At 70.5% G+C, this 14,579-nt stretch carries 12 protein-coding genes; 6 read left to right on the top strand and 6 right to left on the bottom strand.

What is annotated here, in order from left to right:
- Positions 1 to 101 precede the first annotated feature (101 nt).
- The 3 genes from ACZ4WH_RS02185 to ACZ4WH_RS02175 all read left to right on the top strand — a co-directional run bounded on the left by ACZ4WH_RS02185 (position 102) and on the right by ACZ4WH_RS02175 (position 2,839).
- The gene (locus ACZ4WH_RS02185) at positions 102 to 1,220 is read left to right on the top strand and encodes a hypothetical protein (RefSeq protein ID WP_468175505.1); all 1,119 of its coding nucleotides are present in this window, start codon (positions 102 to 104) and stop codon (positions 1,218 to 1,220) included.
- An 88-nt stretch (positions 1,221 to 1,308) separates the two neighbouring features.
- Entirely contained in the window at positions 1,309 to 1,974 is a 666-nt protein-coding gene (gene msrA / locus ACZ4WH_RS02180) for a peptide-methionine (S)-S-oxide reductase MsrA (RefSeq protein WP_468175502.1), read from the top strand.
- A gap of 139 nt (positions 1,975 to 2,113) precedes the next feature.
- Positions 2,114 to 2,839 carry a type 1 glutamine amidotransferase family protein gene (locus ACZ4WH_RS02175; protein WP_468175499.1) on the top strand — a complete coding sequence of 242 codons (726 nt, stop codon included), beginning with the start codon at positions 2,114 to 2,116 and terminating at the stop codon, positions 2,837 to 2,839.
- A 449-nt stretch (positions 2,840 to 3,288) separates the two neighbouring features.
- Here ACZ4WH_RS02175 and ACZ4WH_RS02170 read toward each other — a convergent pair whose 3' ends face one another.
- A complete protein-coding gene (locus tag ACZ4WH_RS02170; RefSeq protein WP_468175496.1) occupies positions 3,289 to 4,329 on the bottom strand; it encodes an NAD(P)-dependent alcohol dehydrogenase in 1,041 nt (346 codons plus the stop codon).
- Between the two features lie 170 nt (positions 4,330 to 4,499).
- Between ACZ4WH_RS02170 and ACZ4WH_RS02165 the strand changes: the two genes are divergently transcribed.
- Positions 4,500 to 5,408, top strand: coding sequence for a helix-turn-helix domain-containing protein (locus ACZ4WH_RS02165; RefSeq protein WP_468175493.1), 909 nt, complete (start codon positions 4,500 to 4,502; stop codon positions 5,406 to 5,408).
- A 69-nt stretch (positions 5,409 to 5,477) separates the two neighbouring features.
- Here ACZ4WH_RS02165 and ACZ4WH_RS02160 read toward each other — a convergent pair whose 3' ends face one another.
- The 5 genes from ACZ4WH_RS02160 to ACZ4WH_RS02140 form a co-directional block, all read right to left on the bottom strand.
- Complete coding sequence (locus ACZ4WH_RS02160; protein WP_468175490.1) at positions 5,478 to 8,723, bottom strand: S8 family peptidase; 3,246 nt, start codon at positions 8,721 to 8,723, stop codon at positions 5,478 to 5,480.
- A gap of 302 nt (positions 8,724 to 9,025) precedes the next feature.
- Positions 9,026 to 9,709, bottom strand: coding sequence for an ABC transporter ATP-binding protein (locus tag ACZ4WH_RS02155; RefSeq protein WP_468175487.1), 684 nt, complete (start codon positions 9,707 to 9,709; stop codon positions 9,026 to 9,028).
- 122 nt (positions 9,710 to 9,831) lie between these two features.
- Positions 9,832 to 11,283 carry an ABC transporter permease gene (locus tag ACZ4WH_RS02150; protein WP_468175484.1) on the bottom strand — a complete coding sequence of 484 codons (1,452 nt, stop codon included), beginning with the start codon at positions 11,281 to 11,283 and terminating at the stop codon, positions 9,832 to 9,834.
- Between the two features lie 155 nt (positions 11,284 to 11,438).
- A complete protein-coding gene (locus ACZ4WH_RS02145) occupies positions 11,439 to 12,686 on the bottom strand; it encodes a L,D-transpeptidase (protein ID WP_468175481.1) in 1,248 nt (415 codons plus the stop codon).
- Positions 12,687 to 12,925: 239 nt separating this feature from the next.
- Entirely contained in the window at positions 12,926 to 13,270 is a 345-nt protein-coding gene (locus ACZ4WH_RS02140) for a hypothetical protein (protein WP_468175478.1), read from the bottom strand.
- Positions 13,271 to 13,380: 110 nt separating this feature from the next.
- On the opposite strand from ACZ4WH_RS02140, the gene ACZ4WH_RS02135 reads away from it, so the two are divergent.
- Together ACZ4WH_RS02135 and ACZ4WH_RS02130 are read left to right on the top strand one after the other, a co-directional pair.
- A complete protein-coding gene (locus tag ACZ4WH_RS02135) occupies positions 13,381 to 13,707 on the top strand; it encodes a hypothetical protein (RefSeq protein WP_468175475.1) in 327 nt (108 codons plus the stop codon).
- A 42-nt stretch (positions 13,708 to 13,749) separates the two neighbouring features.
- Positions 13,750 to 14,544 carry a hypothetical protein gene (locus tag ACZ4WH_RS02130; protein ID WP_468175472.1) on the top strand — a complete coding sequence of 265 codons (795 nt, stop codon included), beginning with the start codon at positions 13,750 to 13,752 and terminating at the stop codon, positions 14,542 to 14,544.
- Positions 14,545 to 14,579 lie beyond the last annotated feature (35 nt).

The following is a 14,579-nucleotide window of genomic DNA, read 5'->3' as shown; positions in this document are numbered from 1 at the left end:
GGCCCGCCGACTCTCCGGCAGGCCCGCGCCGCCCCGCCCACTGCCGTACCTCTCCCTCCGCCCGCTGTCCCCCGAAACGAAACGAACGGACCGACCCCCCGATGACCGTCCTCTTCTGGATCCTGGGCATCCTGGCCGTCCCCACGCTGATCTTCGTGCTGTGGCTGGCCTGGGTGTTCCTGAAGGAACTGTTCAACCCGAGCCCCGACGACGACGCGGAGGCGACGGAGGCCGCGGAAGCCGCGAAGGCCGCCGAGCAGCTCGGCCTGCTGCCCGCCGAGCGGCAGAACACCGACCTCGCCGCGCCCCTGCCCGCGGAGTGGACCGCCGCGCTCACCGCGGTGCGCGACGGTGACTGGCGGCCGGCCGCCGACCTGCTCGCGGCGATCGGCCGGGACTGGGAGCGCCGGTCGGCGGTCGCGTACCTGCTGGCCGACCGCGCGGCCGAGGAGGACGCGTGGCTGCTGGCGTGGGAGGCCGAGCGGCGCGACGACCCGGACGCGGCCGTCGTCCGGGCCCGCAGCACGGTGATCCTTGCCTGGAAGCTGCGCGGCGCGAAGACGGCCCAGTACACGACCCGGGAGCAGGCCGAGGGCTTCCACCGCACGCTGGTCTCCGCCCGTGACGAGATCGCGCGGGCGGCGGCGCTGAACCCGGACGACCCAACGCCGTACATCGCGGAGATATGGGTGGCGCTGGGCCTCGGCTACCCGAACGCCGAGATGGACAAGCTCTGGGCCGAGATCACCGCCCGCGCCCCGCACCACTACGAGGCCCACTTCTCGGCGCTCCAGTACTGGTGCGCGAAGTGGCGCGGTTCTCAGCGGCTGGCCTCCGAGTTCGCCGAGCGGGCGGCGGCCGACGCGCCGCTGGGCAGCCTGCTGACGGCGCTGCCGCTCATCGCGCACTTCGAGCACGACGAGTCGGAGGACACCGCGGCCGACAACACGCCGGAGATGCTGGCCCGGGTCGAGGCGGCCCTCGCGGACGCCGCGGCGGCGGACCCGTCCCACCCGAGGCTGCCGGAGCTGCGTCACCTGCTGGCGTTCTACCTGCACCTCCAGGACCGCAACGAGGCGGCGCTGGAGCAGTTCAAGCTGGTCGACGGGCATGTGAACGCGCTGCCGTGGCGCTACCGGGGCGACGTGGCCGGGCACTACTGCCGGGTCCGCAACACCGTGGTGCAGGCGGTGCGGGAGGCCGCGGCGGCGCCGGCCTGACCGGAATGCGGCAGGTCCCCCGGACGTTGTGAGCGGTGCCGGCAGGCAAGGCCGCCGGCACCCGCCCCCAGACCGACAGGGAGACCCCATGCTCTTCGGCCGCACGCCCCAGCTGCCCACCCCCGAGCAGGCACTCAAGGGCCGCCCCGCACTCGCCTACGAGGTCCCCGACCAGCACACCGTCCTCGGCACCCCGCTCCTCGGCCCGTACCCCGAGGGCCTGGAGGTCGCCGACTTCGGCCTGGGCTGTTTCTGGGGCGCGGAGCGCAAGTTCTGGCAGCTCCCGGCGGGCGTGTACACGACCCTGGTCGGCTACCAGGGCGGCTACACCGAGAACCCGACGTACGAGGAGGTCTGCTCGGGCCTGACCGGCCACACGGAGGCGGTCCGTGTGGTCTACGACCCGCGGCAGATCTCGTACGACCGCCTGCTCAAGACCTTCTGGGAGTCCCACAACCCGACGCAGGGCTTCCGCCAGGGCAATGACGTGGGCACCCAGTACCGCTCGGCGATCTACACCCACACCCCGGAGCAGGCAGCGACGGCGCAAGCCTCCCGCGAGGCCTACCAGAAGGTCCTGACCTACTCCGGCTACGGCACGATCACCACGGAGATCCTCCCGGCGGAGGGCCGCCCCTTCCACCCGGCCGAGGCGTATCACCAGCAGTACCTCGACAAGAACCCCGCAGGCTACTGCGGCCTGGGCGGCACCGGTGTGTCCTGCCCGATCGGGGTGGCCAAGGCCGCCGGATGAGCACTGGCGGATCGCTGGCCGCGCTGCCACGGTCTCCCCGGTCCTGCCTAATTCGGGCGACGGCTCCCGGTTGTGCCCCGTAGATTCGCCCCTCGCGTCTCGAGAGGTCGAGAGAGCGACAGGGAGTGAAGGGGAGGGCATGGGCAGTCGTGTGTTTCTGATCGGTGGGGGCTGGGACCACGCCGAGGTGTACGAGCCGTTCCTGCGGGAGCTGGGCGGCGAGCGGCGGGTCGGGTGTCTGATCCTCGACGAGGGGGACGGTGCCGCGCAGTTCGAGCGGTACGCGGCGGCGCTGCGGAAGGCGGGGCCGCCGTGTACGCCGGTGCCGTCGCTCGTGCCGCTCGGCGGCCGGTTCGAGCCGGAGGCCGTGCTGGACGGGATCGACGGGCTGCTGGTGTGCGGTGGGCTCACGCCCGCGTACCAGGAGGCGCTCGCGGAATGCCTGGAGCGGCTGCCGGCGCTGCTGGCCGCGCGTGAGATGCCGTACGCCGGTTTCTCCGCCGGTGCGGCCATGGCCGCGCGGCGGGCCGTGGTCGGCGGGTGGCTGCTGGACGGGGTTCCGGTGTGCCCGGAGGAGACCGGGGAGGATCTGGCGGAGGTCGAAGTACGGGCGGGGCTCGGCCTGGTGCCGTTCGCGGTGGACGTGCACGCGGCCCAGTGGGGCACGCTGGCGCGGCTGGTGGCGGCGGTGGCGCGGGGGGAGGCGCCGTACGGGGTGGCCGTGGACGAGAACACGCTGCTCACGGTGGGAGACGGCGAGGCCCGGGTGACGGGGGCCGGCCGGGTGCACGTGGTGCGGCCCGCCGCGGACGGCGGCGTGGTGGTGCGGGCCTACGGCACCGGGGACGGCTTCGGGGTGGAGTAGCGCGGGTGGGTCGGGCACCGCCGGCATGGCACGCCGGCGAGCCGGACGCGGCCGAGCAGGTCAGGCTGTGGCCCACCGGAAGCCTGAACGGCTGGAGGCGTGCGCGGGCGGTGAGGCCGGCCGGCTGTGTGCCGGGCCTGGTGCGGGCGGCGTGGGTCGCCGGGCCGCCGACGCCCGGGGACGGAATCGCGCCCGGGGACGGAATCGCGCCCGGGAACGGGACCCCGACCGGGAACGGGACCCCGGCCGGGAACGGAACCCGCCCAGGAACGGAACCCCGCCCGGCAACAGGACCCCGCCCGGGCTCGGGTCAGCCGACGGCCGGACACCGGCCGCTGAGCCGCCGAACCTCAGCCACGGTCCACCGTCGGGACACCAGCCGCTGAGCTGCCGCACCCCGGCCGGCCGCACCCCCGGCCCCGTCGACGGCCCCGCCCCGGCCGACGGAGTCAGATCGTGGCCGTGTCGATGACGAAGCGGTAGCGGACGTCGCTCGCCACTACCCGCTCGTACGCCTCGTTGACCTCGGCCGCGCTGATCAGCTCGATCTCGGCGCCGATGCCGTGCTCGGCGCAGAAGTCCAGCATCTCCTGGGTCTCGCGGATACCGCCGATCATGGAGCCGGCGAGCGTCTTGCGGCCGCCGATCACCGAGAACAGGTTGAGCGCGATGGGCTCCTCGGGGGCGCCCACGTTCACCAGGGCACCGTCCACCTTCAGCAGCGACAGCAGCGCGCCGAAGTCCATCGGCGCGGACACGGTCGACACGATCAGGTCGAAGGTGCCGGCCAGCTCCTCGAAGGTCTTCGGGTCGCTGGTGGCGTGGTAGTGGTCGGCGCCCAGCTTGAGGCCGTCGTCCTTCTTGCGCAGGGACTGGGAGAGGACCGTCACCTCGGCGCCCATGGCGTGCGCGATCTTGACGGCCATGTGGCCGAGACCGCCGAGGCCGACGACCGCGACCTTCTTGCCGGGGCCCGCGTTCCAGTGGCGCAGCGGGGAGTACGTGGTGATGCCCGCGCACAGCAGCGGCGCGGCGACGTCCAGGGACAGCCCGTCGGGAATGCGGACGACGTAGTTCTCGTCGACGACGATCTTCTCGGAGTAGCCGCCGTAGGTGGGCTCGCCGTCCTTGCCGACGGCGTTGTACGTGCCGACCATGCCGTTGAGGCAGTACTGCTCCTCGCCTCGCAGACAGTTCTCGCACTCGCGGCAGGAGTCGACCATGCAGCCGACCCCGACCCGGTCGCCGACCTGGAACTTGGTCACGCCGGGGCCGACCTCTGCGACGACGCCCGCGATCTCGTGGCCGGGGACCATCGGGAAGATCGCCTCGCCCCAGCCCTCGCGGGCCTGGTGGATGTCGGAGTGGCAGATACCGGCGAACTTGATGTCGATCAGGACGTCGAACTCGCCGACCGCGCGTCGCTCGATGGTCGTCCGCTCCAGCGGAGCCTTCGCGGCGGGCGCGGCGTACGCAGCAACAGTGGTCATGCCGGGGATCTCCTAGCGAGGGGTTTCGTGCCGGCTGCCTTCCTGCCGGGCACGGCGTCCAGCCTGCCGCGCGAGACGCCACCTACCCAGACCACGCCTTTGCGTACGACCGCCGTTCCTACCACCGGCGGGGTCAGGCTCGTGCGCCTACGACCAGGAATACTGGACGTATGGACAGCAGGGACGAGCAGCCGGACGCAAGCGTGGCCACCGGCCGGCCCCTGGACCGGCGGGCGGAGCTGAGCGAGTTCCTGCGCAGCCGGCGGGCCCGGCTGAAGCCCGAGGACGTGGGACTGGCCGACTTCGGACGGCACCGCCGCGTGCCCGGGCTGCGCCGCGAGGAGCTGGCGCAGCTGGCCGGGGTGTCGGTGGCGTACTACACCCGCCTGGAGCAGGGCAACGGCCGGAACGTGTCGGCCGAGGTGCTGGACTCGATCGCCCGGGCGCTGCGGCTGACGGACGCCGAGCACGCGCACCTCACCCACCTGGCCAAGCCGAAGGCGCACAAGAAGAAGCCGGCGGCACGGCAGCAGCAGGTGCGGGCGGTGCTGCGGCAACTGCTGGACACGATGGAGGGCGTACCGGCGTACATCGTGGGCCGGCGCGCGGAGATCCTCGCCTGGAACCGGATGGCGGCGGCAGTCTTCGGCGACTGGGGCGAGCTGCCGCCCGGCGAGCGCAACTGGGCGCGGCTGGTCTTCCTGCGCCCGGAGTACCGCGAGCTGTTCGTCGACTGGGAGCAGAAGGCGATCGACATCGTGTGCGCCCTGCGCATGGACGCGGGCTGCGATCCGGACGACGCGCGTCTGTCGGCTCTGGTGGGTGAGCTGTCCGTCAAGAGCGAGGAGTTCCGCCGGCTGTGGGCCACGCACGACGTCAAGGAGAAGAGCCACGGCGTCAAGCGCCTGCACCACCCCCTGGTGGGCGACCTGGCCCTGAACTTCGAGAGCTTCCGCCTGACGGACGGCTCGGAGCAGTCGCTGGTCACCTATCACGCCGACCCGGACTCCTCGTCCGCGGACTCCCTCCGTCTCCTGGCCAGCTGGGGCGCGGACGCGACGCGCGCGGCAACGCGTTGAGGGGCACACCGGAGGATTTCCTCCGGTGTGCCCCTCGTCAGGGAGCGCTACGGCTCACGTCACGACGGCCTACTTGCCGAAGTACGCGTTGTAGATCGTGATCTCCGACGTGTTGCCCTTCTTGTCGGTGATCTTGGCGCGGAACGAGATCGCCTTGTTCTTGGCCGGGTTCTTGACGGTGATCTTGCCGTTCTTGACGGTGACCTTCTTGAAGTTCTTGCCGTCGTAGGAGACGTAGACGGCGAGGGACTTCAGGTTGCCGCCGGCGGCCGAGCCCTCCACGGTGACCGGGAAGGTGACCGTCTTGCCGGCCGTGACCCGGCTGTCCAGGCCGGTCGTGGCGCCGAAGTGCAGCGCGGAGGCGGGCAACTGGACGAAGTCGGCCGGCTTCTTGGAGCGGAAGGTCCAGGCCGCGTCGACGCGGGTCGAGGCCTCCGACACCTTCGCGGACCGCTTGACGGAGGTGGTCAGCTTGTAGGCCGCGTCACCGGCCGGCACCTTGAAGGTCTTCTCGCCGAACAGCGGGTCGGTGTTCGAGCCGACCTTGGTGCCGTTGCGGTACAGCGTGGTGTTCACCGAGGTGAACTGCGAGGACCCGGCGTGCTTGGCGGAGTCGGCGAACAGCGGCAGCGCGCCGAAGATCTCGTTGCCGTCGCGGAACAGGCCGTAGTCCTTGCTGACGTGCGGGCCGAAGACGGCGGTGTTGACCGTCTTGGTGTAGGTCTGGCCGCCCTTGAAGGTGAACTGGCCGAGCCCGTAGCCGGCCTCGGGGACCGGGAAGCCGTCCTGGTCGACCCCGCCGTTCTGCTGGAACTCCAGCTGCCACTGCACGCCGCCCGTGGCGGACAGGTGCAGGGTGCGGGTGCCGGGCAGCTTCTGCGGGATGCTGATGGAGGAGGCGCCGGAGCTGCCGGGCAGCCAGCCCACCGCGTCGATCGAGCCCTTCTTGCCGCTCGCCGCCGCGCCCAGCCGGGCCTTCACCGTGGCCAGGTCGCTCGCCTTGTAGTGCTTGGTGTAGCCGGTGGCGAGCTGCTTGACGGCACCGCCGGAGGTGACGTCGTACTCCTCGGTCGCGCCCTTGCTCCAGTGGCCGTCCCACTGCTGGCGCAGCGTCCCGGCGGGCAGCTGCGGGCCCAGGTGGGCGGTGCGGAAGTTCTTGTACGAGTCCAGGAACCAGCCGTAGCCGTACTGGCCGTTGCCGATGGTGACGTCGTACTCCGGCGAGGCGAACTCGGACTTCACGCCGGAGGCCGGGACGGTGATGTCCACCGGCTTGGCCTTGCGCGCGTCGATGGTGATCGTCTGCTTCTTGTCGACGGTCAGCTTCGGCTGCGCGATCCAGTCGATGCCCTTGGAGGCGTCCTCGGGGTCGCCGTAGAGGGAGGTGTTGAGGATGTACGTGCCCTTGGGCGCGCGCACCTTCACCGTGCCGGACTTGTCGTACGGGTTGAGCCAGACGCCGTTGGCCAGTCCCGCGACGCCGCTGACGTCGGCGCTGTAGTACGGGGTCGGCTTGCCGTCACGGCCGATGAACTTCAGGGTGAGGTCGTACGACTCCACCTCGCGCTGCACCGCGGCGGCCGTGCGGACGGTCTGGCCGCCGCCCGTCGCCGTGACGTACGCCGAGTAGGCGCCGTCGACCGTGCCGCCCAGCTTGGTGTCGACGGTGAAGTCGACCGAGGCCGTGCCGTGCGCCGGGACGGTCACCGTCGTCGCGGCGAGCTTGAAGAAGCCGGACGGGGCCGCCGCGCCCTTGGGGTTGGTGGCGGTGCTGCTCAGGGTGAGCGTGACGTCCTTGTCGCCGAGGTTGCGGTACGTCAGCTTCTTGGTGACCGGCTTGTCGTCGGTGTGCGGCCACTGCTGCACGCCGAAGCTCACCGACACCGGATCGGCGACGATCGACTGCTTGATGGCCTTGTCGACCTGGATGCGGCCCGAACCCTGCTGGAACGGCGTGTACGCGCCGCCCTTGGTGGAGCCGGTCAGGGCGCCCTTCAGCTCGGCGTAGCCCCAGTCGGGGTGCTCCTGCTTCAGGATGGCGGCGGCGCCCGCGACGTGCGGGGTGGCCATCGAGGTGCCCGAGATGGTCAGGTAGCCCTCGGGCTTCTCACCGACCTCCTGGTCGATGACGCTGCCCTTGGCCGCGGCGGCGGTGATGTCCACGCCCGGCGCGGTGACGTCCGGCTTGATGGCGCCGTCGCCGGCACGCGGGCCGGTGGAGGAGAACTCGGCGAGCTTGTCCTTGTCGTCGACGGCGCCGACGGTGAGCGCGGCGTCCGCGCTGCCCGGCGAACCGATCGACTGGGGGCCCTCGTTGCCCGCGGCGATCGCGAACAGGATGCCCTTCTCGGCGGAGAGCTTGTTGACCTCGGCTTCGAGCGGGTCGACCTCGGGGGTGTCGTAGCCGCCGAGGCTCAGGTTGATGACGTCGGCGCCCTGGGAGGCCGCCCACTCCATGCCGGCGAGGATGCCGGAGTCGTCACCGGAGCCGTTGTCGTCCAGGACCTTGCCGTTGAGGAGCTTGGCGTCCGGGGCCACACCCTTGTACTTGCCGCCCGACTTGGCGCCGGTGCCCGCCACGATGGACGCGACGTGCGTGCCGTGCCCGAAGTGGTCGGTGGCGTCGGCGGCGGGGGTGAAGTTCTTGGACTCGATCACCTGGTCCTTGAGGTCCGGGTGGCTGGCGTCCACGCCGGTGTCCAGGACGGCGACCTTCACACCCTTGCCGGTGTAGCCGGCGGCCCACGCGGTGGGAGCGCCGATCTGCGGCACGGACTTGTCGAGGGCGGCCTTGCGGACGCCGTCGAGCCAGACGTGCGCGATGCCGGAGGCGGTCGTGTCGCCGTTGGTGACGGCGTCCCACAGCTCGGCGGTGTCCTTGACCGGGGTCTGCACGGCGTCCGCGTTGAGCGCCTTCAGGCTGCGGCGCAGGGTGCCCGCGTCCCGGACGTCGGCCTTGGCGGCGGTCGCGGAGCCGCGGTAGCCGACGATGACTTTCAGGCCGTTCTTCTGGGCCTTGCGGGTGGCGGCCTTGTTCAGCTCGGTGATGTCGAACAGGCGCTGGTCCAGCGTGCCGGAGGCGACCAGGTGGGCCGCGTCGGCGGGGATGACCAGCGTGTGTCCGGCGCTCTTGCGGACCTGGAAGGGTATGTGCTCGCGTCCCTCGGCCCGCTCCAGGCCGACGACACGGCCCTTGGCGTCGAGGGCGACGCGGTCACCGGTGATCAGGGTGACGTGGTGCTTGACGGCGGCCTTCGAGGCGGCGGTGGCCGCCACCGAGGCGCGTCCGGGCTTCGCCGACGCCGGGCTGGTCATACCCGCTGCGAGGGCGACTGCTGCGGCCGTTGCCACGGTGGCCGCAGCCGCTCTTTTCACTTGTCTGCGCAAGTTCTCCCCCTGGAGATGAAGTACCGGGCGAATTCCCCGTTCACCCGGTCGGGGGTGGACTCGCACGTATGCACGTCAACCCCCCGGATCACGCAGTATGCCGGGGGGTGATCAGTGGGCTCAACAGATGAGAGGGCGGTGGGAAAGCGTGCCGGGAAACTGTTACCCGGCGGCCGGAACACCGTTACACAACCGCGAAGTGCGCCGCGGTCCAGGGGTGTTATACGCCGTCAGGTTCCCGCGTTCTCCTTCACGGTGATCCTGCCCTTGCGCAACGTGGCCACGCGCGGGGCCTTCCTGGCCAGCGAGGAGTCGTGGGTGACCATGATGAAGGTCAGCCCGTGCTCCTTCCACAGGCGTTCGAGCACGTCCATGATCTCGTCCCGCATGCCCTCGTCCAGGTTGCCGGTCGGCTCGTCGGCCAGCAGCACCTTGGGTTTCTTCACGACGGCCCGGGCGATGGCGACGCGCTGCTGCTGTCCTCCGGACATCTCGCCGGGGAGATGGCCGAGGCGCTCGCCCAGACCGACGGATTCCAGTGCCTCCGCGGCGAGTTCGCGGCGCTCCTTCACCTTGACGCCGAGGGGGACGAGGGCGGTTTCCACGTTCTCCTGGGCGGTGAGGGTCGGGATGAGGTTGAAGGACTGGAAGACGAAGCCGATGCTCTCGCTGCGGACCTTTGTCAGCCGGGCCTCGCTCAGCCTGGCCAGATCGACGCCGTCCAGGACGACTTCGCCGGAGGTGGGGCGGTCGAGGCCGCCGAGCATCTGGAGGAGCGTGGATTTTCCGCCGCCGGTGGGGCCCTGGATGACGAGTCTGTCCCCGTCGGGGATGGTGAGGTCGACTCCGTCGAGGGCGTGGACGGTGTCCTTGCCCCGGGTGTAGCGCTTGGTGACGTTTCCGAGTTCGTACATGGGGGCTCCGGGATCTGTTTCGGGGTGGTTGCGCGCTCGCTCTGGCCGTCGGTCCGTGGGGGCTGGGCGCGCGCTTCCCCGCGCCCCTGGGTCGGACCGGCCGGCCCCGCCGGGAAGCCGGCCTACTCCACCCGCCTCAGCGCGTCCGCAGGGCGCAGCCTGGACGCCCGCCAACCGCCGAACGCGCCCGCGATCAGGCCGCCCGCCACCGCGAGGCCCACCGCCAGGACGATCGTCGTCACGCTGACCGGGGCCGTGAGGGCCACCTCCAGGGTCTTCGCCGTCCGCCGGCCGGAGCCGCCCGGGAAGCCGGCGCCGCCGCCACCGCCGAGGCCGCCGCCGGTGCCGCCGCCCAACTGCGCCTGGAGGCTGGGGCTGATGGCGGTGACGACGTACGCGCCCGCCAGGCCGAGGGCGATGCCGAGGGCGCCGCCGACCAGGCCGTTGACCATGGCTTCGCCGACCACCTGCCGGGTGACCCGGCCCGACCGCCAGCCCAGCGCCTTCAGCGTGCCGAACTCGCGGACCCGCCGGGAGACCGCCGAGGAGGTGAGCAGGCCGGCGACCAGGAACGCGGCCACCAGCACCGCGAGGGACAGCCACCTGCCGACGTTGGCGGCGAGGGAGGAGGCCGTGGACAGGGAGCCGGAGACCGTGTCCGCGAGGTCGGCGGAGGTGGTGACCGTCGTACCCGAGACGTTCTTCTGGATCTGCGACTTGACGCTGTCGATCTTCTGCGAGTCGGCCGCCTTGACGTAGATCGTGGTGACCTTGTTCTTCGCGTCGCCGAGAGTCTGCGCCTGCTCCAGCGGGATGTACAGGTTGGCGGCCGCGTCACCGCTGTCGGCGGTGGCGATGCCGATCACCGTGAACTCGACGCCCTTGATGGTGACGGTGGAGCCGACCTTGTACTTCTTCTGCTTGGCGTAGGCGGAGTCCGCCACGACGACCTTGGCGTCCGTCTCCGTCGCCTTGAACGTACGGCCGCTGGTGATCTTCGAGGAGGTCAGCGGGCCGAGGCCGGGCTTGGTGACGTCGGTGCCGTACACGGAGTAGTTGTTGACGTCGAAGTCGGCGCCGCCGCCCTGCACCTCGCCCTGCGGCTGTCCGTTCCCGCCGCCCCGCTGGAAGCCGCCGCCGCTCTCGTTCTGCTGGAACTGACCGCGTGTGAACTGGCCGCTCACCTTGAGGACCTGGAGGCTCAGCCCGCCCACCGCGTCGGAGACGCCGGACTGCGAGCCGACCTTGCTCACCGTGGCGGCCGACAGGGTCTGGAAGCCCTGCACCATGACGCGGTCGCTGCTCTGGGTGGAGTCGTCGCCGTTGTTCTGCGCGTCGAACCGGAAGCGGGGGCGCTGGGCGTCGCCGGTGGACGCCGACGCCGCCTTGGTCACCGTCATGTCGGTCCCCAGCCCGTACAGCGACTGGAGGACCTTGTCCTGGGCCTTCCCCATGCCGTTGGACACGGAGTTGACCACGATGACCAGCGCGATGCCCAGCGCCAGGCCGGAGGCGACGACGAGGGCCGCCTTTCTGCGGCGGCGCAGTTCGCGCCTCAGGTAGGTGAAGAACATGGCCCGCAAGTTAGGGACGGACCGTGATGGCACCATAAGGCCCGCATAAGAGAAGCATGAGAAGGCTCCTACCGGCCCTCGGAACTCATCCGTGAGTGCCATGAAAAAACCGGTGCCGCCCAGGAAGGCGGCACCGGCGAGCGGGTGAGAGGACGTCAGACGGCCGAGCCGGCCTTCCACTGCGCCCAGTCCATGTTCCAGCCGTTGAGGCCGTTGTCCGGCGCGACCGTCTTGTCGCCGGTGTTCTGGACGACCACGACGTCACCGATCAGCGAGTGGTCGTAGAACCAGGACGCCGGCGTGCTCGGGTCGTTGGCACCCTTCTTGTCCTGGAGACCGACGCAGCCGTGGCTGGTGTTCACGTTGCCGAACACCGAGGGCGCGCCCCAGTAGTTGCCGTGGATGAAGGTGCCGGAGGTGGTCAGGCGCATGGCGTGCGGCACGTCCTTGATGTCGTACTCGCCCTTGCCGTCGTCGTCGGTGAAGCCGACCGTCGCGCCGTTCATCCGGGTCTGCTTGAACTTCTCGGAGATCACCATCTTGCCCTCGTACGTCTTGTTGTCGGGCGAACCGGCGGAGATCGGTATGGTCTTGACGACCTTGCCGTCCTGCGTGATCTTCATCTGCTTGGTCTGCGCGTCGACGTAGGAGACCTGGTTGCGGCCGATGTGGAAGGTGACCGTCTTCTGCTGGACGCCGTAGACGCCGTCGGCGCCCTGGACGCCGTCGAGCGCGAGCTTCAGGGTGACGGTGGAGCCTTCCTTCCAGTACTCCTCCGGGCGGCAGTCCATGCGGTTGGCGTTGAACCAGTGGCAGGCGACCTCCTGGCCGCTGCTGGAGCTGACCGTGATGCCCTTCTGCACGGCCGCCTTGTTGGTGATCGCCTTGTCGAAGTTGATCGACACCGGCATGCCGACGCCGACCGTGGCGCCGTTGTCCGGGGTGAAGGTGCCGATGAAGCTGTTGGCCGGGGAGACCGTGGTGAAGGACGCGTTCTCGTGGGCTATGCGCCCCTCGGAGTCCTTGGCCTCGGCGGCGAGCTTGTAGGTGGTGGAGCGCTCCAGCTGGACGCTGGGCTTCCAGCTCTTCTTGTCGGCGGACAGCTGGCCGGCGACGGTCTTGCCGTCCTGGGCGGTCATCGTGACGGCCGTGAGCGTGCCCTTGCGCACCGTGACAGCCGCGGAGTTGTTGATCGACGCGTTGTTGGAGCCGTCCTTGGGCGTGATCGTGATCTGCGCCTCCGACGACTTCTTGGCCGCCGCCTCGTCGACCTTGGCCTGCGAGGTGTCACTGCCGCCGGAGGAGGCGTCGGCGTCGCCGCCGGAACACGCCGTCAGCACCAGCACACCACCGAGCAGAGCGGACGCGGCCGTCAGGCGCCTGCGCCGCTTACTGTCCGTCATCACAAACTTCTCCATCGTTGCCGAGTCGCGATAACCCCGAGAGTCCCCGCCAAGAACCTTCAACGCTACGGCCGGTTCGTCCCGTTCCCCAGCCCATGAGCCTGTGGGGCATCCCACGTCCGCGGAACGCGGTCGCGTCCGCGGCGGTGCTGGTGTGCGGGAGTCGGTCCGTGCGTTCCCTGGGACGACGAAACCCCGGACGGCGGTTGCCGTCCGGGGTCATGGGTGCCCCGCGACGCTCAGCCGATGCCGTCCTCTTCCTCGTCGTCCGCCCCATCATCCTCGTCCAGGTCCCACTCGGGCGAGTCGGGGTCGTAGTCGACCCGTTCGCTGGACCAGGACGCCTGCTGGAGTTCCACTCCCGGCACCTCGCTGACCAGGTCGAACGGGTCCACGAGATAGGCCAGGGCCTCCGCGGTGTCTTCCGTCACAGCGGCCTCGGCCTGGGTTCGCTCCCCCTCGGGCAGCTCCGGGTCCTGGGCGATCCGGCGCAGCGCGGCCTTGGCCACCTGGTCGTCGTCCTGTACTTCCAGCACCAGCTCCACGCGAAGCCGCACAAAACGTGATGTCTCTTCTGTGCTCATGGCGCGAGCGTACGGCCGAAACCTCCCGTGACTTTCCTGTGACCCGCGCCTTTCACTAACATCGCCCCACACGGCCAATTCGCCAGCGTCACAAGGGGGATCGATATTCCGTGTCATCCGCTCGCCGTCCGCTGCTGACCGCCACCGCCGCGGGCACCCTGCTGTGCGCCCTGTGGTTCGTCCCGTCCGCGAACGCCTCGCAGGACGCCCCGGCGCGAGACACGGCGCGGACGTCCGCGCCGACGCAGGTCACGCAGGCCAGAGCGGTGACGGTGGCGACCGCCGAGGGCGCGGACCGGTCGGCGGCGGAGGAGACCGAGCTGGCCGACACGGGAAGCTTCGACACCACGCCGTACGTCGTCGGCGGCAGCCTCTTCCTCGCCGTGGGTGCCGGATTCGTCACGTATTCGGTACGCCGGGAGCGCCTGGGCTTTTAATCGTCCTTGACGAGAGTTTGACAGCCCCCACATAGTTCGCTCATGAAGAGATCATCGGGCGTGCGGCTGTGCGCCACCGCAGCTGTGAGCGCGCTGTCGCTCGCCCTCATCACGGGCTGTGCCGACGGGGGGTCGAAGGACTCCGGGGATGCCAAGGGCAAGGACGCGGCGAAGCCGGCCGCGAAGGCGCTGAGCGCCGCCGAACTCAAGAAGCTGATCATCGCCAAGGGCGAGGTGCCCGGGTACGAGGTGGGCCCCGTCGAGGGCGGCATCCCCGACCGGAGCAAGGTCACGTCGGAGGACGCCAAGTGCCGGCCGGTGCTCCAGGCGTTCACCGGCATCGCGCCCGGTGACCCGGCGGCGAACACCAGCCGTATGGCCACGGAGGACAAGAAGGACCCCACGGACGACGCCACGTCCCTGGACGACCTGGCCGACGGCAAGTTCGAGGACGCGATCAACGAGTCCATGGACCTGGACGTCACCGTGGTCACCCTGGCCTCGTACGACGGCGACGGCGCCGAGCAGGCCCTGAAGTCGGTCTCCGACGCGGTCAAGGCCTGCGCGGGCGGCTTCTCCGGCGAGCAGGACGGCGAGCCGGGCAAGTTCACCAAGGTCGCCGAGGAGAAGTCCTCCGGCACGGGTGACGCGTCGGTGGCCTTCACCGCGACCAACGACGCGGGCAAGGACGGCTCCCTGCCGCTGCACGCCGAGGTCGTGCGGCACGGGAACACCCTCGCCACGTACACCACGATCAACATCGGGGCGATGATGAGCAAGAAGGCCTACACGGTCTCCGCTCCGGTCGTGAAGGCGCAGGCCGCCAAGCTGAAGTGACGTTTCCGCCGTAGTGTTCGGGGGCCCCGGCAGCT

It is taken from the genome of Streptomyces sp. NPDC029138, from assembly GCF_055564375.1.
The sequence above is the reverse complement of the archived record's forward strand: the minus strand, read 5'-3'. Positions and strand labels throughout refer to the sequence as shown.